20 protein-coding genes are annotated in these 24,862 nt (G+C 71.0%); 12 read left to right on the forward strand and 8 right to left on the reverse strand.

All coding sequences use genetic code 11. The annotated features are described in order from the left end of the window. The first annotated feature begins 196 nt into the window (after window positions 1-196). From ACZ4WS_RS12595 to ACZ4WS_RS12605, 3 genes are all read left to right on the forward strand, one after another. A complete protein-coding gene (locus ACZ4WS_RS12595; RefSeq protein WP_467979726.1) occupies window positions 197-1,474 on the forward strand; it encodes a sensor histidine kinase in 1,278 nt (425 codons plus the stop codon). Window positions 1,475-1,563: 89 nt separating this feature from the next. Next, on the forward strand, window positions 1,564-2,211 hold the full coding sequence (locus ACZ4WS_RS12600; protein WP_467979728.1) for a response regulator: 648 nt from the start codon (window positions 1,564-1,566) through the stop codon (window positions 2,209-2,211). A gap of 227 nt (window positions 2,212-2,438) precedes the next feature. Then, a complete protein-coding gene (locus ACZ4WS_RS12605; RefSeq protein ID WP_467979730.1) occupies window positions 2,439-3,221 on the forward strand; it encodes a sulfite exporter TauE/SafE family protein in 783 nt (260 codons plus the stop codon). A gap of 105 nt (window positions 3,222-3,326) precedes the next feature. Here ACZ4WS_RS12605 and ACZ4WS_RS12610 read toward each other — a convergent pair whose 3' ends face one another. Together ACZ4WS_RS12610 and ACZ4WS_RS12615 are read right to left on the reverse strand one after the other, a co-directional pair. After that, the gene (locus ACZ4WS_RS12610; RefSeq protein WP_467979989.1) at window positions 3,327-3,941 is read right to left on the reverse strand and encodes a class F sortase; all 615 of its coding nucleotides are present in this window, start codon (window positions 3,939-3,941) and stop codon (window positions 3,327-3,329) included. Window positions 3,942-4,216: 275 nt separating this feature from the next. Next, complete coding sequence (locus ACZ4WS_RS12615) at window positions 4,217-4,735, reverse strand: hypothetical protein (protein ID WP_467979731.1); 519 nt, start codon at window positions 4,733-4,735, stop codon at window positions 4,217-4,219. A 365-nt stretch (window positions 4,736-5,100) separates the two neighbouring features. Here ACZ4WS_RS12615 and ACZ4WS_RS12620 point away from each other — a divergent pair, with 365 nt between their 5' ends. Continuing rightward, on the forward strand, window positions 5,101-5,751 hold the full coding sequence (locus ACZ4WS_RS12620) for an NADPH-dependent FMN reductase (protein WP_467979732.1): 651 nt from the start codon (window positions 5,101-5,103) through the stop codon (window positions 5,749-5,751). A 281-nt stretch (window positions 5,752-6,032) separates the two neighbouring features. Here the strand turns inward: ACZ4WS_RS12620 and ACZ4WS_RS12625 are convergent, their stop codons facing one another. Then, entirely contained in the window at window positions 6,033-6,209 is a 177-nt protein-coding gene (locus ACZ4WS_RS12625; protein ID WP_467979734.1) for a hypothetical protein, read from the reverse strand. Window positions 6,210-6,670: 461 nt separating this feature from the next. On the opposite strand from ACZ4WS_RS12625, the gene ACZ4WS_RS12630 reads away from it, so the two are divergent. Next, window positions 6,671-7,618 (forward strand): alpha/beta hydrolase family protein, encoded by a 948-nt coding sequence (locus ACZ4WS_RS12630; RefSeq protein ID WP_467979736.1) that lies wholly within the window; start codon window positions 6,671-6,673, stop codon window positions 7,616-7,618. An 81-nt stretch (window positions 7,619-7,699) separates the two neighbouring features. Here ACZ4WS_RS12630 and ACZ4WS_RS12635 read toward each other — a convergent pair whose 3' ends face one another. Continuing rightward, the gene (locus ACZ4WS_RS12635) at window positions 7,700-9,343 is read right to left on the reverse strand and encodes a M4 family metallopeptidase (protein WP_467979737.1); all 1,644 of its coding nucleotides are present in this window, start codon (window positions 9,341-9,343) and stop codon (window positions 7,700-7,702) included. A gap of 197 nt (window positions 9,344-9,540) precedes the next feature. On the opposite strand from ACZ4WS_RS12635, the gene cutA reads away from it, so the two are divergent. Further along, a complete protein-coding gene (gene cutA / locus ACZ4WS_RS12640) occupies window positions 9,541-9,867 on the forward strand; it encodes a divalent-cation tolerance protein CutA (RefSeq protein ID WP_467979739.1) in 327 nt (108 codons plus the stop codon). A 59-nt stretch (window positions 9,868-9,926) separates the two neighbouring features. Beyond that, complete coding sequence (locus ACZ4WS_RS12645; RefSeq protein ID WP_467979990.1) at window positions 9,927-10,334, forward strand: gamma-glutamylcyclotransferase family protein; 408 nt, start codon at window positions 9,927-9,929, stop codon at window positions 10,332-10,334. A gap of 189 nt (window positions 10,335-10,523) precedes the next feature. On the opposite strand, the gene ACZ4WS_RS12650 is transcribed toward ACZ4WS_RS12645, so the two are convergent. Together ACZ4WS_RS12650 and ACZ4WS_RS12655 are read right to left on the reverse strand one after the other, a co-directional pair. After that, window positions 10,524-12,707, reverse strand: coding sequence for a molybdopterin oxidoreductase family protein (locus tag ACZ4WS_RS12650; protein ID WP_467979741.1), 2,184 nt, complete (start codon window positions 12,705-12,707; stop codon window positions 10,524-10,526). 149 nt (window positions 12,708-12,856) lie between these two features. Beyond that, window positions 12,857-13,549 carry a SanA/YdcF family protein gene (locus ACZ4WS_RS12655; protein WP_467979743.1) on the reverse strand — a complete coding sequence of 231 codons (693 nt, stop codon included), beginning with the start codon at window positions 13,547-13,549 and terminating at the stop codon, window positions 12,857-12,859. Between the two features lie 277 nt (window positions 13,550-13,826). On the opposite strand from ACZ4WS_RS12655, the gene ACZ4WS_RS12660 reads away from it, so the two are divergent. The 5 genes from ACZ4WS_RS12660 to ACZ4WS_RS12680 all read left to right on the forward strand — a co-directional run bounded on the left by ACZ4WS_RS12660 (window position 13,827) and on the right by ACZ4WS_RS12680 (window position 20,993). Then, window positions 13,827-14,735, forward strand: a complete 909-nt coding sequence (locus ACZ4WS_RS12660; RefSeq protein WP_467979745.1) for a sirohydrochlorin chelatase — start codon at window positions 13,827-13,829, stop codon at window positions 14,733-14,735. Window positions 14,736-14,785: 50 nt separating this feature from the next. Continuing rightward, on the forward strand, window positions 14,786-16,147 hold the full coding sequence (locus tag ACZ4WS_RS12665; RefSeq protein WP_467979747.1) for a deoxyguanosinetriphosphate triphosphohydrolase: 1,362 nt from the start codon (window positions 14,786-14,788) through the stop codon (window positions 16,145-16,147). A 93-nt stretch (window positions 16,148-16,240) separates the two neighbouring features. Beyond that, window positions 16,241-17,506 (forward strand): NAD(P)/FAD-dependent oxidoreductase, encoded by a 1,266-nt coding sequence (locus ACZ4WS_RS12670; RefSeq protein WP_467979749.1) that lies wholly within the window; start codon window positions 16,241-16,243, stop codon window positions 17,504-17,506. Window positions 17,507-17,552: 46 nt separating this feature from the next. Beyond that, a complete protein-coding gene (gene dnaG, locus ACZ4WS_RS12675) occupies window positions 17,553-19,454 on the forward strand; it encodes a DNA primase (RefSeq protein ID WP_467979750.1) in 1,902 nt (633 codons plus the stop codon). A 216-nt stretch (window positions 19,455-19,670) separates the two neighbouring features. Beyond that, complete coding sequence (locus ACZ4WS_RS12680) at window positions 19,671-20,993, forward strand: RNA polymerase sigma factor (protein WP_467979752.1); 1,323 nt, start codon at window positions 19,671-19,673, stop codon at window positions 20,991-20,993. 140 nt (window positions 20,994-21,133) lie between these two features. Here ACZ4WS_RS12680 and ACZ4WS_RS12685 read toward each other — a convergent pair whose 3' ends face one another. Next, complete coding sequence (locus ACZ4WS_RS12685) at window positions 21,134-23,062, reverse strand: ABC transporter ATP-binding protein (RefSeq protein WP_467979754.1); 1,929 nt, start codon at window positions 23,060-23,062, stop codon at window positions 21,134-21,136. Then, window positions 23,062-24,795 carry an ABC transporter ATP-binding protein gene (locus ACZ4WS_RS12690; RefSeq protein WP_467979756.1) on the reverse strand — a complete coding sequence of 578 codons (1,734 nt, stop codon included), beginning with the start codon at window positions 24,793-24,795 and terminating at the stop codon, window positions 23,062-23,064. Before ACZ4WS_RS12690 ends, ACZ4WS_RS12685 begins: the two co-directional genes overlap by 1 nt. Window positions 24,796-24,862: the final 67 nt, after the last annotated feature.

Here is a 24,862-nt window from a genome sequence, read left to right on the forward strand (position 1 = left end):
AAAACCAAACACCCCCCCCCCCCCCCCCCCCCCCCCCCCCCCCCCCCCGACCCCCCCCCCCCCCCCCCCCCCCCCCCCCCCCCCCCCCCCCCCCCCCCCCCGCGGCCGCGGTGCTCAACTCCCCCTCCGCGGCGGAGTCCCGCGCTGCCGAACCCGCCACACCCCCCTCTCACCCCACCGACCCTAGGTTGATCCCATGAACCGCCTCCGCGCCACGCTGAGATTCCCCTTCGGGCGGCAGGCCCTCGCCGCGCTCCTCTACGCGGTGATCGCTTTCCCGCTCGCCCTGGTGGGATTCGTCCTCACCCTGGCGGGCCTGGCGGTCGGCGGAGTGCTCTCCGTGACCACATTCGGACTGTGGCTGATTGCCCTCACCGTGAGGGGAGCCCTCGCGCTGGGCAGGCTCCAACGCCGGCTCGCACGGCTCTTGTTGGGGCTGGAGATCGAGGAGCCGGCGCGGCGCGAGGGCGCCGGGATCCTGGGCTGGCGGCGGGCCCTGCTGAGCGACCGGAGCGGCTGGCGCGCGGTCGGATGCGCGCTGGTGACGCCGTACACGGCCGTCTTCGGGTACGTCGCCGTCGTCATCGGATACGCGTACGGCGTCCTGCTCACCCTCCACCCGCTCGTCAAGCAGTGGAACTACCGCACCGTGCGGGCGAGCGACGGCACGGAGCGGCATGTGTCGCTGGAGTTCTTCGGGTTCCAGGTCGACTCCTGGCCACGCTGGCTGATCCCCGTGGCCCTCGGACTGCTGCTCCTCGCCACCGCGTCCTGGCTGCTGCGGCTGGCCCTCGGCCCGCACCGGGCCCTGCTCACCGTGCTGCTCGGCCCGGACGCCGCCGACCGGCGTATCCGCACCCTGGAGGAGACCCGCGCCCAGGCCGTGGACGACGCGGCGGCGACCCTGCGGCGGATCGAGCGCGACCTGCACGACGGGACACAGGCCCGGCTTGTCGGCCTCGCGATGCACCTCACGATGATTCGCGAGCTGATCGGCACGGGAGCCGGGCAAGAACAGCTGCTCGCCGTCGTCGACACCGCCCAGGGCAACGCCACGCAGGCCATCGCCGACCTGCGCCACCTGGTCAAGGGCATCCACCCGCCGATACTGGACCAGGGCCTGGACACCGCCCTGGCCACCCTCGCCGCCGGCAGCGCCCTGCCCGTCGAGGTCACCACCGACATCGCCGCCCGCCCGAGCCCGGCGGTCGAGTCGATCGCCTATTTCTGCGCCACCGAACTCCTCGCCAACGCGACCAAGCACAGCGGGGCGAGCGGCGCCACGGTCACCGTGACCGCCCGGGACGGGCTGCTGCGGCTGAGCGTCCGGGACGACGGGCGCGGGGGAGCGGTGATCGGCGCGGGATCGGGTCTGACCGGGCTGCTCACCCGGGCACGGACCGTCGACGGCACGCTCACCTGCGACAGCCCGCCGGGAGGGCCTACGGTGGTCACGGTCGAGCTGCCTTACTGAACGGTCGAGCTGCCTTACTGAACGGTCGAGCTGCCTTACTGAACGGTCGAGCTGCCTTACTGAACTGACCCCTTTTGAACGGGAGCCCCATGCGCGTCGTCATCGCCGAGGACTCCGCCCTGCTGCGTGACGGGCTGGTTCAGCTGCTCCAGCTGCGGGGCGTGCAGGTCGCCGCGGCCGTGGGGGACGCGGACGCCCTGCTGGCGGCGGTGGCCGAGCACCGTCCGGACGTCGCCGTCGTCGACATCCGGCTGCCGCCGACGCAGACCGACGAGGGGATCCGGGCGGCCGTACGACTGCGGAAGGACCACCCCGGCACCGGGGTGCTGATCTTCTCCCAGTACGTGGAGACGACGTACGCGACCCAACTGCTCTCCGATCCCTCCGGGTTCGGCTATCTGCTCAAGGAACGAGTCGTCGACATAGGTGAGTTCGTGGACGCCATGCGGCGGGTCGCCGGGGGCGGTACGGCCCTCGACCCGGAGGTCGTCGCGCAGCTCTTCGGCGCGAGCCGCCGTGCCCGTGCCCTCGACACGCTCACGCCCCGCGAGCGCGAGGTTCTGGCGCTGATGGCCGAGGGCCGTACGAACCAGGCGATCGCCGCGTCCTTCACCGTCTCGGAACGGGCCGTCGAGAAACACATCGCCAACATCTTCGTGAAGCTCGACCTGCCGCCGTCGGACACCGGTCACCGGCGGGTGCTGGCGGTGCTGCGTTACTTGGAGACGACGGGCTGAGGCTGAGACTCAGGCACCGGCGGTGGCTGCGCCCGGACCCCCCGGGCCCCCGCCGCCCTTGTACTTGCCACCGGAGGCCGCGCCGGTGCCCGCGATCGTCGGCGCCCGCGCACTCTGAGCGCGAAGGTCCCGCGAAGGTCCCGCGAGGGTCCGGCGAAGCTCAGAAGTCCCTCAACTCTCCAGGGATTCATGGACGGCACATCTACCTCGTCCATAGGGTCCCGATCATGCCCGACATATCCCTGACCATGGTCGCCGTACTCTGCCTCGCCTCCCTCGCGGCGGGCTGGATCGACGCGGTCGTCGGTGGCGGTGGGCTGCTCCTGCTCCCCGCGCTGCTGCTCGGGCTGCCGAGCGGCACCCCGGCGGCGTACGCGCTCGGCACGAACAAGGCGGTGGCGATCGTCGGCACGACGGGCGCGGCGGTGACGTACGCGCGCAAGGCGCCCGTCGATGTGCGGCTGGCCGTACGGATCGGGCTCGCGGCACTGGCCGGTTCGACGGCGGGGGCGTTCGTCGCGGCCGGGCTGAGCACCGAGGTGCTGAAGCCGGTCGTCATGGTCGTCCTGCTCGGCGTCGGAACCTTCGTCATCCTCCGGCCCGCCTTCGGTACGGCGTCCTCCACCGCTCCCGTCTCCGCGCGCCGCGTCCTCGCCGCGATCGGGCTCGCGGGCCTCGGCATCGGCTTCTACGACGGGCTGATCGGCCCCGGCACGGGTACGTTCCTCGTGCTCGCCCTCACCGCGCTCCTGCACTTCGATCTGGTGACCGCCTCCGCCACCGTCAAGATCGTCAACTGCTGCACCAACGCGGGCGCCCTCGCCACGTTCGCCTGGAAGGGCACGGTCCACTGGCAACTGGCCGCACTGATGGCCGTCTTCAACCTGGTCGGCGGCACCGTCGGGGCGCGCACCGCGCTCAAGAAGGGCAGCGGATTCGTCCGGGTCGTGCTGCTGACGGTGGTCTTCGCGCTGGTGGCGAACCTGGCGTATCAGCAGTGGATCGCGTAGTGCGGTGGCGGGGCCAGCGGGGCCAGCGGGGCTGGCGGGGCGTCGCTGTGTCAGCGTGATCGGTCAGCCGGTCCGGCTCTCCCCGTCAGTCGGTCCCGCTCCCCGTCAGCTGACCCGGCTCCCCGTCAGATGGGCGAACACCACCACGTTTCCCTGATACCCCGTCGTCCTGGAGTAGCCGCCTCCGCAGGTGATGACGCGCAGCTCGGGGCGGTGTGCGGCGCCGTACACCTTGTCGTCGGGGAAGTTCCGCGCGTCGTAGACCTCGACGGCGTCGACGGTGAAGACCGCCGTGGAGCCGTCGCGGCGCTCCACCTCGATGGCGCTGCCCTTCTTGAGGGCGCCGAGGTCGTAGAAGACGGCGGGTCCCTCGGCGTTGTCGACGTGTCCGGCGACGATGGAGGTGCCCGTCTCGCCGGGGGTGGTGCCGGCCTCGTACCAGCCGGCGAGGTTCTTCTCCGCGGCGGGCGGGACGTCCAGGCTGCCCTGCGGGGTGAGACCGAGGCCCATCAAGGGGGCGTTCACGCGGATCGCGGGGATGCGGATGCGGTCGGGCGGGGAATGCCGGAGCGCGGGGGTGGCCTGTTCGGCGGCGCCCGGCGACCTGATGGTGCCCGCTTGGGCGGCGGACGGCTGGGGCGGCGGGTGGGTCTCGGCGCCGCTGCGCAGCAGCCACGCGCCGGAGCAGAGGGCGACGACGGTGACGGATGCTATGGCGATGTTGCCGACATGGCCGGCCGGTCTGGCCGGTCCGGCCCGTCCGGCCCGCCTGACTTGTCTGACTTCTCTGGTCCATCTGGCTTGTCTGGTCCATCTGGTCTGTTCGGTCTTGAAGGTCTTGAAGGCCTGGCCGGGCTCGCTGGGACGGCGCACGTGAGCCTCCTCTCGGGGTCCCGTTCTCTCTGGGTCCCGTCCCCCTCCGGGCCGCGAGGGGCGTCGGGCCACGGAGGGGGAGGGGACGGCGGTACCGGTGGACGGACAGCGGAGGGTGTCCGTCAGATCCCGTCGCCTCTCGCCCGGCGATGCAGGAGCCAGGTACCGCCCGCGGCGGCGACGGCCAGGGCCGCCACTCCCGCCGCGGTCTGCACGGTGTCGGTGCCGAGTGCGCCGCCGACCCCCGTCTTCACACTTCCGCGTGGCTGGATCTGTGCGCGCGTGGACGTCAGGGTCACCATCAGGTCGCCCGTGACCTGCCGCCCGCCGGAGCACTTCGCGACGATCTCGTACGTCCCCGGCTGCGCGCTCGGCGGCACCCGGAACTGTCCGATCGCGTCTCCCTCGTGCGCGCTGGGGGCGAGCGTGAACGTGCCCGCGCCCACCGCGCTGGCGTTGCCCTCCGCCGAGCCGTCCGCGCCGCACGCCGCCGTGTTCACGGTGACGGCGGAGCCCGGGGTGACGGTGGACGGGAATACCTCCAGGTGCTCCGTGTCCCCGCCGTACGCGGGCGCGGTGGCGAGGCCCGCGGCGGCGACGGCGAGCGCGGTACCGGTCAGCAGGCGGGCGGTACGTCGCATCGTGCTTGCTCCTCCGAGAGGGCGCGGCCCGCGACACCCCCAAGTGTCGCTGCGTCGGTCGTGCCCCTGCCTTACTGAGGTAAGTGGCACATGACCGCGCGCGCTTCCTGATGGAACGTCAGAATTGATGTGAATGGGTGTCAGATGAGGTGTTCCCGGGGGCTGCCTCGATGGCATTCCGGCAGGTCACCGGCGTGTGGCTGGTGTGTCGCCGAAGAGAGCCGGAAGAGCGCGGGGTGCGGGTGTGAACGGGTGACCGGGGTCGCGGCCGGGGCTCCGGGACGGCGACTCGATTTCGACATTGATCTCGACTTTGACCTCGACATCTTGACCTCGATAAAGGTTGAGGTATGAGGCTGTGCGTCATGAACACAGCCACAGCCGAGTCCACGGACTCCACTGCCTCCACCGCCTCCACCGTCCCCGTTCAGGCGTCCGAGACCCCGGTGCGGGTCGTCGTGGTCATCGGCAGCAACCGTGAGGGCCGCTTCGGTCCCGTCGTCGCCGACTGGCTGCTGGACCGGATCCGTGAGCGCGACGACTTCGTCCCCGAGGTCGTAGACGTCGCCTCGGTCGAGCTTCCCATGACGCTCTCGCACTCTCCGTCCCCCTCGGTGGCCGCCGAGCTGGCGAAGGTCACGCCCGCCCTCTCCGGCGCCGGCGCGTTCGTCGTCCTCACCCCTGAGTACAACCACTCCTTCCCCGCCGGCCTGAAGAACCTCATCGACTGGCACTACGCCGAGTGGCGCGCCAAGCCCGTCGCTCTCGTCTCCTACGGCGGGCTCTCCGGGGGGCTGCGTGCCGTCGAACACCTCCGGCAGGTCTTCGCCGAGCTGCACGCCGTGACGGTGCGGGACACCGTGTCTTTCCACGGTGCGGGTGCCGTCTTCGACGGGGAGGGCCGGCCTCGTGACTCTGTCGGTCCGGCGGCTGCCGTCGAGACGATGCTTGACCAACTTGCGTGGTGGGCGCTGGCGTTGAGAGAGGCGAAGGGGAGGCGGCCGTACGGTGGGTAGGGGGTGGGGGTTGTTTTCGCCCCCTCCGCCCCTACCCATTCCCGTCCCCTGGGGCTCCGCCCCAGACCCCGCTCCTCAAACGCCGGACGGGCTGATTCTTAGCCCGTCCGGCGTTTGAGGAGCGGGGCCGTTCAGGCTGGAACCGCGGCCATCGTGCCGCGCGGGCGATGGAGCCGCATCGAACTGGACGCCCCCAGCGACATCATGTCCGTCACCCTGCCACGGGGCAGCCGCCTGGAGCGAGTGCGGCCACAACCCGCTGGGCGGGCGGCCTTCCAGCGCTACTCGCCCCGAGCGTCGTCGAGTTCGGCCGCCGGCACGGCCATCTCGTACAAGAGCGTGAAGTACTTGGTCCCGTACTCGTCATCGCCGACGGACGGAAGGATCTTCCCAAGGATCGCGGTGCGCGTCCGCAAGGTCTTGCGGCGCCAGTCGCCCAAGGAGCCTTTCAGTGCCACGGAAACGCACCCGGAGAGGAGCGTATCGAACACTTGTTTCAATGCGTGTGCCGGGGGCAGGGTGTCCGGAGTGACAACGGTTTCTCTGCCTGCTCAGCTCGTTCGCACGCGGCGCTTCACTCTGGGTGTCCCCGAACAGTTCACGGTCGCGTCGAACGGAGCGGCCGTGCTGTTCCTGCGCAGCCGCGCCGGTGACGATCCGGTGGCGTGTCTGTGGGCTCTCGACCTCGACTCAGGGACGGAGCGACTGCTCGCCGATCCCGTGACGCTGCTCGACGCACCGGAGCAGGCCGCCGCCGGGATCGGGGCCTACGCCACCGACCTGGCCGCGGGCCTCATCGCGTTCTCGCTCGACGGCGGGCTGTGGACGGTGAACGCCGCCGGAGGCCGGGCCCGGCGGCTGCCGACCGAGGGCCCGGTGACCGATCCGCGCCCCGACCCCACCGGGCGGCATCCGGCGGTTGAGCGTCGAGCCGGGCGTGCACACCGGTGTACGGCGCGACGGGACCCTGGTGCGGGTGGCCCGGTGCGCGGACCGGCCGGGCGGACGCACCGCCGTCCTGCGGGAGGGGCAGCCGACCGTCCCGGTCGCGTCCCTCGCCGAACGGCCGGTGCTCGACGTACCCGCGACCCGGCTCCTTCTCGGCCCGCGCGAGCTGCGCGCCGCACTCCACCTCCCCTCCTGGCACCGTCCGGACAGCGGGCGGCTACCGGTCCTGCTCGACCCCTACGGCGGGGCGGGCAGGCAGCGGGTCACCACCGAACTCGACTGGCGATGCCTGGTGGCGCAGTGGTTCGCCGAGCAGGGCTTCGCGGTCCTGGTGACCGACGGGCGCGGCACGCCGGGGCGCGGACCCGACTGGGAACGCGAGGTCCACGGCGACCTGTTCGGGCCGGTGCTCGAGGACCAGGTGACCGCCCTGCACGAAGCGGCCCGCCGCCACCCCGAACTCGATCTCGGGCGGGTCGGCATCCGTGGCTGGTCCTTCGCCGGCTCCCTCGCGGCGCTGGCCGTACTGCGCCACCCGGACGTCTTCCACGCCGCGGTGGCCGGAGCGGCAGTCGCCGACCAGCGGCTCTATGACGCCCACTGGCGCGAGCGGGTCCTCGGCCATCCCGACGACTTCCCCGAACGGTACGAGGAGTACTCGCTGCTGCGGGCGGCACCAGGGCTCACCCGGCCGCTGCTCCTGGTCCACGGCCTGGCCGACGCCAAGGTCCATCCGGCCCACACCCTGCGCCTGTCCGACGCCCTGCGCACGGCCGGACGCCCGCACGAGGTGCTCCTCCTGCCCGGCATCGGCCACCAGGCGATGGGTACGGCCATCGCCGAGAAGCTGCTGTGGCGTCAAGTGCGCTTTCTGCAAACGCACTTGGGGGTGCTTCCCGCCAGCGGCTCCTCGGCATGACCTCCCTCCGTACCACTCGACCCCCGGGTCGGCTCACGATCACCAGACCCCGGGATCAGCTCGCGACCCCCAGACCGCGGGTCAGCTCACGGACACCGCGGACCAAGCCGCAGCCACCGCGTTGTACTCCGTGCTGCCCGCGCCGTACAGATCCTTCGCCGCGCTCAGGGTCGCCGTCCGCGCGCCCGCGTACTTCGTCGAGGACGTCATGTAGACGGTGAGGGCGCGGTACCAGATCTTGCCGAGCTTGGCCCGGCCGATCCCCGTCACCGTCGCGCCGTTGCAGGTCGGGGAGTTGTAGCTGACCCCGTTGACCGTCTTCGCGCCGCTGCCCTCGGCCAGCAGATACGCGAAGTGGTTCGCGACGCCGGAGGAGTAGTGGACGTCCAGGTTGCCCACCGAACTGCTCCAGCAGTCCGCCGAGTTGCCGTCCTTGGACGGCTTGTCCATGAAGCGCAGGGCCGTCTTGCCGAAGCCCGAGCGGACGATCTTCTCGCCGATCAGGTAGTCGCCGGGATCGGAGGAGTTGGCCGCGTAGAACTCGACGAGGGTGCCGAAGATATCCGAGGTCGCCTCGTTGAGCCCGCCGGACTCTCCCGAGTACGTGAGCGCCGCGGTCTTGGACGTGACGCCGTGCGACATCTCGTGACCGGCCACGTCGAGCGCGACCAGCGGACCGAACGTCGTCCCGTCACCGTCGCCGTACGTCATGCAGAAGCAGTTGTCGTCCCAGAAGGCGTTGTTGTAGTTGGTCCCGTAGTGCACCCGGTTGTACGAGCCCTTGCCGTCGCCCGCGATGCCGCTGCGGCCGTGCACGTTCTTGTAGTAGTCCCAGGTGGTGTTGGTGCCGTACTGGGCGTCGACGGCCGCCGAGGAGCGGTCCGAAGCCGCCCCGGATCCCCAGTGGTTGTCGGTGTCCGTGAACACGACGGCGGGGGCGCGGCTGACGCAGATGGTCAGGATGCAGGTGTCGGTCTTGTTCTGCGCGTCGCCGGTGTACGTGCTTCCGCGCGTCGGATCCTTGAGCTGGTACGTCGATCCGGACAGGGTCGTCGCCAGCGGAACCGTGCCGCTGTACAGCGACTTCCCGTCTCCGGTCGCCGTCTCGATGCTGTCCCAGGCGTCGATCTGCTTGCCGGTGCGCGCGTCGGTGAGGACGACACGGCCGACCGGATTGCCGAGCGAGTCCTGGCCCGAAGTCTCCGTCCGCCAGGCCAGCTTGGGCGCGCCGTGCAGGGCGTCGACGACCAGCTGGGGCTTGGCCGTCACCTTCTTCAGCGTCTCGCCGAGGTTCGCGGCGCGCAGGGCGGCGGCGGCGAGGTCGGCGGCCTTCGGGGAGGAGAGCGCGGGCTTGATGGTGGGTACGGCGAGGTCGCCGGTGGTGGCCCTGCTGGCGCCACGGTAGGAGCCGTTCGGTGCGAGGTGGACCACGAGGTCGCCGCCCAGTACGGGGAGTTGGCGATACGTGCGGTCGTACCGCACATGCTGGCTGCCGTCCGCGTCGATGACGACGTCCCGGACGCTGGTGCCCTCGGCGGACGTCAGGCCCAGCCGCGCGGCCTCGTCGACGAGGGCCGTGGCGGCGTTGCTCAGGGCGGCGGTCCGGCTCGGCAGGTCGGCCGCGTTCGCGGTCGGGGTCAGCGCGGCGGCCAGCAGGCCGGTGGCGGCCGCGGCTATGCCCGCGGTGGCGAGACGGGAACCTCGGATATGTCCTGTCCGGCTCATCGGTCTCCTAGGAAAGGCGCCTGGGGCGCGTGGGGGGCGTGTGGGGGCGGCGCTGAAGTTGACTCAGATTTAAAGGTCCATGACATGGCATGTCCAGAGCGCGTACTGGCGGATGTGTGTGGGTGTGTGAGGGGTGAGAATCGTTTCTGCAAAGGCCTGTGTGAGGGCTTCCGTGAAGGACCGAAAGAGAGACGATCATGGCCACGGCCGACTGGCTGACCGTGCTGACCACGACCGACGCCGCAGAGAAGGCGGAGGCGCTCGCCCGCGGCGCGGTTCAGGCGCGGGCCGCGGCCTGCGCGCAGATCGCCGGCCCGGTCACCTCCGTCTACCGGTGGAAGGGGGCCGTGGAGACCGCCGTCGAGTGGCAGGTGCTGTTCAAGACGACGGGCGCCCGCTACGACGCGCTGGAGGCGTACCTGCGCGACGCGCACGACTACGACACACCCGAGATCATCGCGACCCCGGTCGTCCGGGGAAGCGCGGACTACCTCCGGTGGCTGGAGCAGGAGACGGCCTCTTGACCGAGGCGGACGGGGTGCACAGGGCGGACGGGGTGGGCGAGGTGGATGAGGCAAACGAGGTGCGGCTGCCCTTCTTCGTCTACGGCACCCTGCGTCCCGGCGAGCGCAACCACGACCTGTTCCTGCGCGGACGTACGCAGTCCGAGGAGCCGGGGCGCATGCGGGGGATCGCGCTGTACGACGGCCCCGGGTATCCGTACGCCGTCGAGGAACCCGGGGAAGTGGTGAGCGGGGAAGTCGTGACCGCGCTGCCTCAGGCGTACGAGGAGCTGCTCAGGGCGCTCGACCGGTTGGAGGAGTACGTGCCGGGCGATCCGCGCAACCTGTACGAGCGGGTGGCGCGGGACGTCGCCCTCGCGGACGGGGCGGTCGTGCGGGCGTGGGTGTACGTGGCCGCGCCGGGTGTCGCGGCACGGCTGCGGGCGCGGGGGAAGCTCATCGAGAGCGGGGACTGGCACGCCCGGTGACCGCGTGGTTCGCCGCCGCCCTCTGGAACGGTGGTTCGCCGCCCGCCCCGGAACCGCTAGGGCCTGTCCGGCGGATCAGGCCGGAGGGAAGCCACGGGGCCTTGTCAGTACAGGTGAGGACTCATGCACGTCAGAACGCGCTCGAACTCAGTCAAGCCACAGCAGTTCCCAACCCCCGGACCGATACCCCTAGTTCACCGCCTCCACCCGCACCGCGCATACCTTGAACTCCGGCATCCGCGAGGTCGGGTCGAGGGCCGGATTGGTCAGGGTGTTGGCCCGGCCCTCGCCCGGCCAGTGGAAGGGCATGAACACGGTGTCGGGGCGGATGGTGTTCGTGATCCGCGCCGGTGCGACGGCCCGCCCGCGCCGTGACACCACCGCCACGGCGTCCCCCTCCGCCGCCCCCAGCCGCTCCGCCAGCCGCGGATGCATCTCCACGAAGGGCCCGGGAGCGGCGGCGTTCAGCTCGTCGACCCGGCGCGTCTGCGCGCCCGACTGGTACTGCGCGACCACCCGCCCGGTGGTCAGCAGCACCGGGTACTCGTCGTCCGGCTCCTCGGCGGACGCCCGATGGGACACGGGGACGAAGCACGCCCGGCCGTCCTCGGTGGCGAAACGGTCGAGGAAGAGGCGGGGCGTGCCGGGGTGCGGCGCGTCCGGGGAGTCACTGCCGGGGTCTTCGGGCAGCACGGCCGGCGCGCCGTCGCCCGCCGGGTCGTCCGGCGGCAGGTCCAGCGCGGCGTCCTCGCAGTCCTCGGTGACGTCGGGCGCCGGGCACGGCCAGAACACCCCGTTCTCCTCCGCCAGGCGGCGGTACGTGATCCCCGAGTAGTCCGCCGCCCCGCCCGCGCTCGCCCGGCGCAGCTCCTCGAAGACCTCCTCCGGGTCCGACGGGAAGCCCTTCTCGACGCCGAGGCGGGCGGCCAGTTCGTGCAGGACGTCGAGGTCGCTGCGTACGCCGTCGGGAGGGGTGATCGCCTGGCGGCGCAGCAGGACACGCCCCTCCAGGTTGGTGGTCGTGCCCGTCTCCTCGGCCCACTGGGTGACCGGGAGGACGACGTCGGCGAGGGCGGCCGTCTCGGAGAGGACGACGTCCGCGACCGCCAGGAAGTCCAGCGACTTCAGCCGCTCCTCGATGTGCGCGGCCCGGGGCGCGGACACCACCGGGTTCGAGCCCATCAGCAGCAGCGAGCGGATGTCCGTGCCCATCGCGTCGAGCAGTTCGTACGCGCTCCGCCCCGGGCCCGGCAGCGAGTCCGGGTCCACGCCCCACACCTCGGCCACATGGCGGCGCGCCGCCGGGTCCGTCAGCTTGCGGTAGCCGGGCAACTGGTCGGCCTTCTGGCCGTGTTCGCGTCCGCCCTGCCCGTTGCCCTGCCCGGTGAGACAGCCGTAGCCGGACAGCGGACGCCCCGCCCGCCCGGTCGCCAGACACAGGTTGATCCACGCGCCCACCGTGTCGGTGCCCTTGGACTGCTGCTCGGGCCCGCGCGCGGTGAGCACCATGGCGGTCTCCGGCTCACAGAACAGCCTTACGGCTTCCCGGAGTTGTGGAACGGACACCCCCGTGATCCGCTCCACGTACTCGGGCCAGTGCGCCATGGCCGCCGCCCGCGCCTCCTCCCAGCCGCTCGTACGGGCCTGGATGTACTCCTCGTCCGTCCGCCCCTCGGCCACGATCAGATGCAGCAGCCCCAGCGCGAGCGCCAGGTCCGTACCCGGGCGCGGTGCCAGATGCAGGTCGGCCTGGTCGGCCGTACGGGTCCGGCGCGGGTCGATGACGATCAGGGTGCCGCCGTTCTCCTTCAGCTCCGTGAGATAGCGCAGCGCGGGCGGCATCGTCTCGGCGAGATTCGAGCCGACGAGGATCACACAGCCGGTCTTCGGGATGTCCTCCAGTGGGAAGGGAAGTCCCCGGTCGAGGCCGAATGCCCTGATTCCGGCCGCCGCCGCGGACGACATGCAGAAGCGGCCGTTGTAGTCGATCTGCGAGGTGCCGAGGACGACACGGGCGAACTTTCCGAGCGCGTACGCCTTCTCGTTCGTCAGCCCGCCCCCGCCGAAGACCCCGCACGCGTCCGGGCCATGCTCCGTGCGCGTGCGGGACAACCCCTCGGTGATCCGGGCGAGAGCCTCGTCCCAGGTCGCGGGCTCCAGAACACCCGCGTTCCGGACGAGCGGGGAGGCCAGCCGTACCCGGGAGGAGAGCACCTCGGGCGCCGTACGGCCCTTGCCGCACAGCGCGCCCCGGTTCACCGGGAAGTCCGCGCGCTCGCTCACCTCGACGCCGCCGCCGGGCGTGGGCGTCAGATTCATCCCGCACTGCAGGGCGCAGTACGGGCAGTGAGTGGGCGTCGCGGTGGTGTTCATACCGCTCAGCGTGCGTCGGGCGTGTTACGTGCCGGGGCGGGGAGCGTTACGCGGCCGGGACGGGGACCTCCCGGCCGGCAGAAGAGCGCCGTGAGGGCGTCCGCCCCGGCGAGCACGTCGGCCTCTTCGTACGCCACTCGATCCAACCCCTACCGCCCCGCACCCAACGCCCGAGCAACCCCCGACTCCTTCGGCCCCAGGAACCGGGGATCGGGCTTGAACACCGCGTCCAGCGCGGCCTTCCCCGCCGCGAAGACCTCCCGCGCACCCCCGTAGTACCAGGTGGCGTCATGCTTGGCGTCGACCCCGATCCCGTACGACGAGACACCCGCCGCCTGGCACAGGGCGACCGCCCGCCGGATGTGGAACCCCTGGCTGATCAGCACGGCCCGGTCGACGCCGAAGATCTTCTTGGCGCGCACGCACGAGTCCCACGTGTCGAACCCGGCGTAGTCGCTGACGATCCGCCGGTCGGGCACCCCCCGCTCGGTCAGATACGCCCGCATCGCGTCCGGCTCGTCGTAGTCCTTGCGACTGTTGTCCCCGGTGACGAGCACGACCTCGATCCGCCCGTCCCGGTACAGCTTCGCCGCCGCGTCGAGGCGGTGGGCGAGGTAGGGCGACGGTTCGCCGTCCCACAGGCCCGCGCCGAAGACCACCGCGACCTGGGCGCGCGGGACGTCCGCCGTCGTGCGCAGCCGGTCGCCGGTCACCACGTACATCCAGGTCGCCGGAAGCAGCGCGAGCACGCACAGCAGCATGAGCCCCTGCACCGCCCGCCGCTGCCCCCGGCGCGTGCGCGGGAACGACGGTCTACGGATGCTCGGGCGCGGCAGGCGCATGATCGGTGTCCCCCAGCGGTGGCGTCGTATGGCGTCGTATGGCGTCGTATGGCGTCGTATGGCGTCGTATGGCGTCGTGTGGCGTCGGCATTCGACAGATGGGGACGCACCGTAAGGCGTTCCGGTTCGCGGCCACGAAGTGACCAGGTTCACTCGGGGATCCGTCACCGCAGGTCACGAAGGCTCACACACCCCGCACGTCCCATCGTGAACCCCCGGAAAACACCCGTCATGCCCGCGCAACGGTGTCGCAACCTCCTGCCGCCAGGATCACTCCATGACGGCGTCGAACCCTCTTCGCGACGAGTCCCAGCATCGCCCCGGTGGCCAGCCGCTCCGTGGCGCCCACCTCGACAGTACGGCGCAACTCATGAACGCGATCACCAGCCAGCTCGGCAGCCAGCTCAGCCTCGTCTCGCTCAACGGCACGCGCCGCCCGGCACCGCCCGCGCTCGTCCTCGTGGCGCACGGCAGCCGCGACCCGCGCACGCTGAGCACCGTACGCACCCTGATCGAGCGGATCCGCGAGCTGCGCCCCCACCTGTCCGTGCACCTGGGGCACATCGAGCTGAACGAGCCCCTGCTCTCCGACACGCTCGCCGCCCTCGATGCCAAGAGCGACGCCGTCCTCGTACCGCTGCTGCTCAGCCGCGGCTACCACGTCAAGCAGGACATCCCCGACGCCGCGGCCGCCGCCCCGCACGTCCGCACCCGCGTCGCCGCCCCGCTCGGCCCGCACCCGCTGCTCGTCGAGACGCTGTACGCACGGCTCGTCGAGGCCGGCTGGCGGACGAGGATGAGCGACACCGCCCGCCGCGCGAGCGGTGTCGTGCTCGCCGCCGCCGGGTCCCGCGACCCCGACGCGGCCGTCGACACCCGCCGCACCGCCCACCTGCTCGCCGAGCGACTGGGCGTCCCCGTCGTCCCGGCCTACGCGTCCGCCGCCGCACCCACCGTCCCCGCCGCCCTGCGCGCCCTCGGCGCCCGCGGCCGCCACCGGATCGCCGTCGCCTCGTACTTCACCGCCCCCGGCCGCTTCGCCACGCAGAGCGCCGAGGCCGCCCCCTGGCTCGCCGCCGAGCCGCTGGGCGACCACCCGGCGATGGCCCGCCTCGTCCTGCACCGCTACGACCAGGCCGTCGCGACCCCCGAGCCCGCCCCGGAGCGCGCGCTGGCCTCGGCCTGAACCCAGCCGCTTGCGTCCCGTTTGTCACTGCCTGCGTTTACTGTCGGGGCATGGAAGGCACTGCACCGAAGGCATCCGAAGACCACATCACGCACGACGACCAGGCCACGCCCCACGGTCAGCTCGCCTACGACGAGTCCGCCGTCGAGCGCTGGGCCGTCGAGCCCGACAAGCGCCCCGGCCGCACCGCCTTCCAGCGCGACCGCGCGCGCGTGCTGCACTCCGCCGCCCTGCGAAGGCTCGCGGGCAAGACCCAGGTCGTCACCCCGGGCACCCGGAGCCAGGCCTGGGACGCCAGCCCGCGTACGCGTCTGACGCACTCCCTGGAGTGCGCCCAGGTCGGCCGCGAGCTCGGCGCCGCCCTCGGCTGCGACCCCGACCTCGTCGAGGCGGCCTGCCTCTCGCACGACCTGGGCCACCCGCCCTTCGGACACAACGGCGAACAGGCGCTGAACGAGTTCGCGGAGGACTGCGGCGGCTTCGAGGGCAACGCGCAGTCGCTGCGGCTGCTGACGAGGATCGAGCCGAAGCGGTTTGTCACCAGCACCGAGACCGACGAGCTCGTCAGCGTCGGACTCAACCTCACCCGCGCGGCCCTCGACGCCGCCACCAAGTACCCCTGGCCGCGCGGCGCCCACCCCACCGACCCCAAGTCGCCGAAATTCGGGGTCTATGAGGACGACCGGCCGGTCTTCGACTGGGTCCGCAAGGGCACCCCCGGCACCCGCACCTGCTTCGAGGCCCAGGTCATGGACTGGTCGGACGACGTGGCGTACTCGGTGCACGACGTCGAGGACGGTCTGCACGCGGGCCACATCGACCCCAACTGTCTGCACGCCGAGCCCGAACGGCAGGAGATCTTCGCGGTCGCCATCGGGCGGTACGTGCCCGCGGACACCCACCCGGCCGAGCTGTCCGAGGCCCTCGACCGGCTCCTGGACCAGGAGTGGTGGCCGCACGGGTACGACGGATCGGCCGTCGCCCAGGCCCGGTTGAAGGACGCCACCAGCCAGCTCATCGGGCGCTTCTGCCTGGCGGCCGAGGGCGCCACGCGCGCGACGTACGGCAGCGGGCGGCTCACGCGGTACGCGGCGGAGCTCGTCGTCCCCCGCGGCGCGCGCCACGAGTGCGCGGTCCTCAAGGCGGTCGCCGACCGGTACGTCATGCAGCGCGCCGAACAGGAGCGGCTCCGTGCCGACCAGCGGATCGTCGTCGCCGAGCTGGCCGAGGCGCTCACCGTCCGCGCGCCGGACGGCCTGGACCCGCAGTTCCGCGCACTGTTCGACCACGCGCCCGACGACCGCGCCCGCAAGCGCGTGATCGTCGACCAGATTGCTTCGCTCTCGGACGCCTCGGCGCGTTCCCTGCATCTCAGGCTCACCACGCGATCCCATGGAGGCGGCGGAGCGTGACCCTGCGTGGCCTGATCGGGCCACTCCCTCTTCCCGCATCACGCTCCGTGCGGGACGCTCGCATGTGGCGACATCCTTACGAGGAGGCATCAAGTGGTCGACGCGGATCAGACATTCGTCATCGTCGGAGGAGGTCTGGCCGGCGCGAAGGCGGCCGAGACACTCCGAGCGGAGGGCTTCACCGGCCGGGTGATACTGATCTGCGACGAACGTGACCACCCCTACGAACGCCCGCCCCTGTCCAAGGGCTATCTCCTCGGCAAGGAAGAACGCGACAGCGTCTTCGTGCACGAGCCCGCCTGGTACGCGCAGAACGACGTCGAGCTGCACCTCGGCCAGACCGTCGACGCCATCGACCGCACCGCGAAGACCGTCCGCTTCGGCGACGACGGCACCCTCGTCCACTACGACAAGCTGCTCCTCGCGACCGGCGCCGAGCCCCGCAGGCTCGACATCCCGGGCACGGATCTCGCCGGAGTCCACCACCTGCGCCGCCTCGCCCACGCCGAGCGGCTCAAGGGTGTCCTCGCCGCCCTCGGCCGCGACAACGGGCACATCGTGATCGCGGGCGCGGGCTGGATCGGCCTGGAGGTCGCGGCCGCGGCCCGCGAGTACGGCGCCGAGGTCACCGTCGTCGAACCCGAGCCGACCCCGCTGCACGCGGTCATCGGCCCCGAGCTGGGCAACGTCTTCGCCGAGCTGCACCGCGAGCACGGCGTCCGCTTCCACTTCGGCGTCCGGCTCACCGAGATCGTCGGCCAGGACGGCATGGTGCTCGCCGCCCGCACCGACGACGGCGAGGAGCACCCGGCGCACGACGTGCTGGCGGCCATCGGCGCGGCGCCGCGCACCGGGCTCGCCGAGGCCGCAGGCCTGGAGATCGCCGGCCGCGCGCACGGCGGCGGCATCGCGGTCGACGAGCGGCTGCGCACCTCCGACCCCGACATCTACGCGGCCGGTGATGTCGCCGCCTTCCACCACACCCTCTTCGGCACCCGGCTGCGCGTCGAGCACTGGGCCAACGCCCTCAACGGCGGACCGGCCGCCGCCCGCGCGATGCTGGGCCGCGAGCTGACGTACGACCGCGTGCCCTATTTCTTCTCCGACCAGTACGACATCGGGCTCGAGTACTCGGGCTGGGCGCCCCCGGGGACGTACGACCAAGTGGTGATCCGCGGTGACGCGGGCAAGCGGCACTTCATCGCCTTCTGGCTGAAGGACGGGCGGGTGCTGGCCGGGATGAACGTGAATGTGTGGGACGTCACGGAGCCGATCCAACAGCTGATCCGATCCCGGGCCCAGGTGGACACCGAGGTGCTCGCCGACCCGCACGTTCCACTGGACAGCCTGCTCCCCTGACGGACGGCGGCGCTCGACTGTCACACCACCACCGTAGAATTCACGCGTGGCTGGAAGGATCAACGACGAGGACGTGAAGGCTGTTCGGGACGCGGTCCCGATCGACGCCGTGGTCTCCGAGTACCTCCAGCTGCGCAACGCGGGCGGCGGAAACCTCAAGGGTCTCTGCCCCTTCCACGACGAGAAGTCCCCGTCCTTCCAGGTCAGCCCGAGCAAGGGGCTCTTCCACTGCTTCGGCTGCCAGGAGGGCGGCGACACCATCACGTTCGTGATGAAGGTCGACCACCTCACCTTCTCGGAGTCGGTCGAGCGCCTCGCCGGGCAAGCGGGCATCACCCTCCGCTACGAGGAGGGCGGGTACAACCCCTCCCACCAGCGCGGCGAGCGCATCCGCCTGGTCGAGGCCCACAAGGCCGCCGCGCAGTTCTACATCGAGCAGCTCGACACCAGCCCCGAGGCCGACACGGGCCGCAAGTTCCTCGCCGAGCGCGGCTTCGACCAGTCGGCCGCCGCGCACTTCGGCGTCGGCTACAGCCCCCAGGGCTGGGACCACCTCACCCGCTACCTCCGCGGCAAGGGCTTCACCGACAAGGAGCTGGTCCTCTCCGGCCTCTCCCAGGAGGGCCGCCGCGGCCCCATCGACCGCTTCCGCGGCCGCCTGATGTGGCCGATCCGCGACATCGGCGGCGAGGTCGTCGGCTTCGGCGCACGGAAGCTCTACGAGTCGGACAACGGGCCGAAGTACCTGAACACGCCCGACACGGCGATCTACAAAAAGTCCCAGGTCCTGTACGGCATCGACCTCGCCAAGAAGGACATCGCCAAGGCCAGCCGCGCGGTCGTCGTCGAGGGCTACACCGACGTCATGGCCTGCCACCTGGCCGGGATCACCACCGCCATCGCCACCTGCGGTACGGCCTTCGGCGGCGACCACATCAAGATCCTCCGCCGCCTGCTGATGGACAACGGCTCGGCGCGCGTGATCTTCACCTTCGACGGCGACGCGGCCGGCCAGAAGGCCGCCCTGCGCGCCTTCGAGGACGACCAGAAGTTCGCCGCCGAGACGTACATCGCCATCGCGCCCGACGGCATGGACCCCTGCGAGCTGCGCCTCGCCAAGGGCGACGAGGCGGTCGCCGACCTGGTCGAACCCCGCACCCCGCTCTTCGAGTTCGCACTCCGCCAGATCGTCCTGCGCTACGACCTGGAGACCCCGGCGGGGCGCGCCGCCGCCCTCGACGAGGCGGCGCCCATCGTCGCCCGCATCAAGAACAGCGGCGCGCAGCACGAGGTCGCCGTGCAGCTCGCGGGCATGCTCGGCATCCTCGACACCCAGTTCGTGGTCAAGCGGGTGGCTCAGCTGGCCCGTTGGTCCCGCGACCGCGGCGGCAAGGGCCCGGCACCGACCGGGCCGCGGTCCCAGCAGACGTACGCGGCCGTGCAGACCCCCACCGGCGGCCCGGCGCTCAACCTCCGCAACCCGGTGTTCGCCACCGAGCGCGAGCTGCTCAAACTCGCCCTCCAGCGGCCCGAGTTGGTCTCCCCGGCATTCGACGCGTACGGGATCGACGAGTTCACCGCCCCGCCGTACGCGGCCGTACGCACGGCGATCATGGAGGCGGGCGGCGCCGAGTACGGCGTCCAGGACCCCCAGGAGTATCTGGTCCGGGTCCGCGAGGCCGCCCCGGACGACGTGGTGCGCGCGATGGTCACGGAGCTGGCCGTCGAGGCGATCATGCGCAAGACCGTCGACGAGACGTACGCGGGCGACCAGCTCGTGATGGTCCGCCGCCGCGCCGTGGACCGCCGTATCCGGGACGTCCAGGGCTCCCTGTCCCGCCTGAGCGCCCACGGGGACCCGGCCCAGCTGGCGGCCGTGCAGAACGAGTTGTGGGTGCTCCAGCAGTACGAGCAGGCGTTGCGCGAGCGGGGCGCGGAGGCGCTCTGAGGCTGGACGGCCCAGGCGCGCTGAGGCTGGGGGCTCAGGCGCACTGAGGCTGGACGGCCCAGGCGCACATGCCAATCCCGTACGCCCTTCAAAGGGTTTCGCGCCCGGTGAGCTGCGCACTCGTACGTCAAAGTAACCGCGCGGTCACGGACCGACGCAAAAAGTCACCGCACGCCCCTCGTGGCGGCGATGTGTCGTACTCCACACTGGGTTCCGGTGCCTGAGTCCTCGGAGCGCGGCCGACCCGTACGCGACGGGTCCCCGATCCCCGCGGTTCCGCTAAACGACTACGGGATGGACAGCGGCGAGGCCGTCGACCCCATCCCCGACGTACCGCTGCCGCACGCCTCAGAAGCGACATTCCTGGAGGTCGCCCCCGTGCAGACCCAGACCCTCACCCAGACCGACAACACCACGGACGCGGACGCGGAGACCGACGTCGTCGCGGCGGTACCCCCGCAGAGCCGTGCCGCGCACCACCCCGAGACGGAGCCGGAGGCGCCGCGGCCCGAGCTGGACGAGCCGCCCGTCGGCGCCGCCGAGGTCGCCGAGGTCGCCGAGGTCGAAGCCGAGGCCGAGGCCCCCGAGCCCGTCGAACTGCCCAGGAGCCGCACCGCCGACACCGGCGGCCCCTCCTCCGACCTGTTCCGCCAGTACCTGCGCGAGATCGGACGCATTCCGCTGCTCACCGCGGCCGAGGAGGTCGAGCTCGCCCGCCGGGTCGAGGCCGGCCTCTTCGCCGAGGAGAAGCTCCGCCTCACCCCCGACCTGGACAGTCAGCTCGCCCTCGACCTGGACAAACTGGTCGTCATGGGCCGCGTGGCCAAGCGCCGCCTCATCGAGGCGAACCTGCGGCTCGTGGTCTCCGTCGCCAAGCGGTACGTGGGACGGGGTCTGACCATGCTCGACCTCGTCCAAGAGGGAAACCTCGGCCTGATCAGGGCCGTTGAGAAGTTCGACTACGCCCGTGGGTACAAGTTCTCGACGTATGCCACCTGGTGGATCCGCCAGGCCATGTCCCGGGCGCTCGCCGACCAGGCCCGCACGATCCGAGTGCCGGTCCATGTGGTCGAGTTGATCAACCGGGTCGTGCGTGTCCAGCGCCGCATGCTCCAGGAGCGGGGCTATGAACCGACCCCTGAAGAGGTCGCCGCCCACCTCGACCTCCCCAGCGAGCGCGTCAGCGAAGTCCTGCGTCTCGCCCAGGAGCCCGTCTCCCTCCACGCTCCGGTGGGCGAGGAGGACGACGTGGCCCTCGGGGATCTGATCGAGGACGGCGATGCGACGTCTCCGGTGGAGTCCGCCGCGTTCCTGCTTCTGCGCGAGCATCTGGAGGCGGTGCTCTCCACCCTCGGCGAGCGTGAACGCAAGGTCGTCCAGCTCCGCTACGGCCTTGCGGACGGCCGCCCCCGCACCCTGGAGGAGATAGGCCGCATCTTCGGTGTCACGCGCGAGCGCATCCGCCAGATCGAGTCCAAAACCCTCAACAAACTGAGGGACCACGCGTTCGCGGACCAGCTGCGGGGCTATCTGGACTGAGGGAGGGTTTGTTCGCCCCCTCCGCCCCTGCCCATCCCGTACCTGGCGGCTCCGCCATTTGCAGCCCCTCCGGCGTTTGAGGAGCGGGGTCTGGGGCGGAGCCCCAGGACGGGAAGGGCAGGGGCGCCGGGGGCGAAAACCTAGTCCACCTCAGCCACAGCCTGCGCGAACTGGGCCTTGTACAGGCGGGCGTACGCCCCGTCCGCGGCGAGCAGCTCGGCGTGGGCGCCCTGCTCGACGATGGACCCGTTCTCCATCACCAGGATCGTGTCGGCATCGCGAATCGTCGACAGACGGTGGGCGATGACGAACGACGTACGCCCATGCGCCAGCTTCGCCATCGCCTTCTGGATGAGCACCTCGGTACGGGTGTCGACGGAACTGGTCGCCTCGTCGAGGACCAGGATCACCGGGTCGGACAGGAACGCCCGAGCGATCGTGATCAGTTGCTTCTCACCCGCGCTCACCCCCGAACCCTCGTCGTCGATCACGGTGTCGTACCCGTCGGGCAGCGTCCGGATGAACCGGTCCGCGTGAGCGGCACGCGCCGCCTCTTCGATCTCCCCGCGGGTGACTTCCCGCGAGGCCCCGTACGCGATGTTCTCGGCGATCGTGCCGCCGAACAGCCAGGTGTCCTGAAGCACCATGCCGATCCCGTCCCGGAGTTCGTCCCGGGACATCGAGGCGATGTCGACCCCGTCGAGGGTGATGCGCCCGCCGGTGACGTCGTAGAACCGCATCAGCAGATTGACCAGCGTGGTCTTGCCGGCGCCCGTCGGGCCGACGATCGCGACCGTGTGCCCGGGCTCCACCTTCAGGGACAGATCCTCGATGAGCGGCTTGTCGGGGTCGTACCGGAAGGACACGTTCTCCAGCGCCACGCGCCCGCGCAGCTCGTCGGGACGGGCGGACGGCACCGGGTCCGCCTCCTGCTCGTCCGCGTCCAGCAGCTCGAAGATGCGCTCCGCCGAGGCGACCCCGGACTGCACCAGGTTCGCCATGGACGCGACCTGCGTCAGCGGCATGGAGAACTGCCGGGAGTACTGGATGAAGGCCTGTACGTCACCGATCGACAAGGAGCCGGAAGCGACGCGCAGTCCGCCCACCACCGCCACCAGCACATAGTTCAGGTTCGACACGAACATCATCAGCGGCTGCATGATGCCGCTGTTGAACTGCGCCTTGAACCCGGCCTGGTACAGCTTCTCGTTCTGCTCGGCGAACTGCGCCGCCGACTCCTCCTGCCGCCCGAACACCTTCACCAGCGTGTGCCCGGTGTACATCTCCTCGACGTGCGCGTTGAGCTGGCCGGTGGTGCGCCACTGCTGCACGAAGTGCGGCTGCGAGCGCTTGCCGACGCGCGTGGCGACGAAGAAGGAGAGGGGGACCGTGACCAGCGCGACCAGGGCGAGCAGCGGCGACACCCAGAACATCATCGCCAGCACGCCGATGATCGTGAGCAGCGAGTTGACCAGCTGGCCCATCGACTGCTGAAGGGTCTGGCCGATGTTGTCGATGTCGTTGGTGGCGCGGCTGAGCACCTCACCGCGCTGCCGCTTGTCGAAGTACGAGAGGGGAAGGCGCGACAGCTTCGCCTGAATGTCCTCGCGCAGGCGGTAGACCGTCTTGTTGATCGCCCGATTCGAGAGCCTGGTGGTCACGGCCATCAGCAGACCGGCCACCAGGAACGTGCAGAGCGCGAGCAGCAGTACGTTCCCGACGGCGCCGAAGTCGATGCCCTTGCCCGGCGTGAAGTCCGTCCCGGAGAGCATGTCGGCCATGCCGCCCTCGCCGCGCTTGCGCATGGAGGCGAGGACCTCGGCCTTCGTGGCGCCGGACGGCATCTGCCGTCCGATGATCCCGGCGAAGACCAGGTCGGTCGCCTTGCCCAGGATCTTCGGGCCCACCACGGACAGCCCCACGCTCAGCACACCGCAGGTGAGCATCGTGTACATCGTGCCGCGCTCGGGCTTGAACTGCGCGAGGAGCCGTTTGCCGGACCCCTTGAAATCCATCGAGTGCTGATCGGGGCCGCCCCCGGCCATCATCCGCCCCATAGGCCCGGCCATCAGGCAGCCTCCGCTTCCGTCAGCTGGGAGAGCACGATCTCCCGGTAGGTCTCGTTGTCCGCCATCAGTTCGTGGTGACGCCCTGTGCCCACGACCCGGCCTTCGTCGAGGACCACGATCCGGTCGGCGTCCCGGATGGTCGACACCCGCTGGGCGACGATCAGCACGGTCGCCTCGGCGGTCTCCTCGGCGAGCGCCGCACGCAGCGCCGCGTCGGTCGCGTAGTCGAGCGCGGAGAAGGAGTCGTCGAAGAGGTAGATCTCCGGGCGCTGGACAAGGGTGCGGGCGATCGCGAGCCGCTGCCGCTGACCTCCCGACACATTGGTGCCGCCCTGTGCGATCGGCGAGTCCAGGCCGTTCTCCAGCTGTTCGACGAAGCCCTTCGCCTGCGCCACCTCCAGCGCGTGCCACAGCTCCTCGTCGGTGGCGTCCGGATTGCCGTACCGCAGGTTCGTGGCCACGGTGCCCGCGAACAGATACGGCTTCTGCGGGACCAGGCCGACCGTCTTGGCCAGCAGCTTCGGATCGATGGTCGCCACGTCCACGCCGTCGACGAGCACTTCACCGTCGGTGGAGTCGAAGAGCCGGGGTACGAGCCCGAGCAGCGTCGACTTGCCGCTGCCCGTCGATCCGATCACGGCGGTCACCTCGCCGGGCCGCGCCACCAGGTCGATGCCCTTCAGCACGGGCTCCTCGGCGCCGGGGTAGCGGAAGCCGGCCTCGCGGATCTCCAGGTGGCCGTGGCGCCGCAGCTCCAGCACGGGCGCGGTCGGCGGCACCACGCTGCTGTCCGTGGCCAGGACCTCCTGGATGCGCTCGGCGCAGACCTCGGCGCGCGGCATCATCATGAACATGAAGGTGGCCATCATCACGGACATCACGATCTGCATGAGGTAGGCGAGGAACGCGGTCAGGTCGCCGATCTGCATGCCACCGCTGGCGATCCGGTGCGCGCCGAACCAGACGACCGCGATGGACGACAGGTTCACCACCGTCATGACGATCGGGAACATCAGCGCCAGCATCCGCCCGGTGCCGAGCGACACCTCGGTGAGCTCGGTGTTCGCGCCCCGGAAGCGGTCCTTCTCGTAGTCGTCGCGCACGAAGGCGCGGATCACGCGGTTGCCGGTGATCTGCTCGCGCAGCACCCGGTTCACGGTGTCCAGGCGGACCTGCATGAGGCGGAACAGCGGGCGCAGCCGGCGCACGATCAAGGTCACGCAGATGCCGAGCACCGGCACCACGGCGACCAGCACCCCGGACAGCGGCACGTCCAGGCCGAGGGCCAGGATGATCCCGCCCACACACATGATCGGCGCCGAGACCACCAGGGTGAACGTCATCAGGGCGAGCATCTGCACCTGCTGGACGTCATTGGTGGTGCGGGTGATCAGCGAGGGCGCCCCGAAGTGGCCGAGCTCGCGTGCGGAGAAGGACTGCACGCGGTCGAAGACGGCGGCCCGGATGTCCCGGCCGACCGCCGACGCGGTACGGGCGCCGTAGTAGACGGCCCCCGTGTTGCAGACGACCTGCGCGAGCGAGATGGCGATCATCACGGCGCCGAAGGACAGGATGTAACCCGTGTCCCCCTTCACGACACCGTTGTCAATGATGTGCGCGTTCAGAGTGGGCAGATACAGGGTGGCGCAGGTCTGCAGGAACTGCAGCACCACCAGCAGGGCGATGGGCTTCTTGTACGGACTGAGGTAGGTCCGAAGGAGTCGTATGAGCACGCGGGTCTCTCGGGTCGTCGTCGACGGCAGGGCGATCAATCGCCGATCGATCGCCAATCGATCGCCG

The organism is Streptomyces sp. NPDC029292 (assembly GCF_055569295.1).

Coding starts and splice junctions, on each gene's coding strand:
- ACZ4WS_RS12660 (WP_467979745.1), top strand. CDS start 13,827: ATGACGGCGTCGAACCCTCTTCGCGACGAGTCCCAGCATCGCCCCGGT.
- ACZ4WS_RS12605 (WP_467979730.1), top strand. CDS start 2,439: ATGCCCGACATATCCCTGACCATGGTCGCCGTACTCTGCCTCGCCTCC.
- ACZ4WS_RS12615 (WP_467979731.1), bottom strand. CDS start 4,735: ATGCGACGTACCGCCCGCCTGCTGACCGGTACCGCGCTCGCCGTCGCC.
- ACZ4WS_RS12635 (WP_467979737.1), bottom strand. CDS start 9,343: ATGAGCCGGACAGGACATATCCGAGGTTCCCGTCTCGCCACCGCGGGC.
- ACZ4WS_RS12595 (WP_467979726.1), top strand. CDS start 197: ATGAACCGCCTCCGCGCCACGCTGAGATTCCCCTTCGGGCGGCAGGCC.
- ACZ4WS_RS12665 (WP_467979747.1), top strand. CDS start 14,786: ATGGAAGGCACTGCACCGAAGGCATCCGAAGACCACATCACGCACGAC.
- ACZ4WS_RS12655 (WP_467979743.1), bottom strand. CDS start 13,549: ATGCGCCTGCCGCGCCCGAGCATCCGTAGACCGTCGTTCCCGCGCACG.
- ACZ4WS_RS12685 (WP_467979754.1), bottom strand. CDS start 23,062: ATGGCCGGGCCTATGGGGCGGATGATGGCCGGGGGCGGCCCCGATCAG.
- ACZ4WS_RS12650 (WP_467979741.1), bottom strand. CDS start 12,707: ATGAACACCACCGCGACGCCCACTCACTGCCCGTACTGCGCCCTGCAG.
- ACZ4WS_RS12600 (WP_467979728.1), top strand. CDS start 1,564: ATGCGCGTCGTCATCGCCGAGGACTCCGCCCTGCTGCGTGACGGGCTG.
- cutA (WP_467979739.1), top strand. CDS start 9,541: ATGGCCACGGCCGACTGGCTGACCGTGCTGACCACGACCGACGCCGCA.
- ACZ4WS_RS12620 (WP_467979732.1), top strand. CDS start 5,101: ATGAACACAGCCACAGCCGAGTCCACGGACTCCACTGCCTCCACCGCC.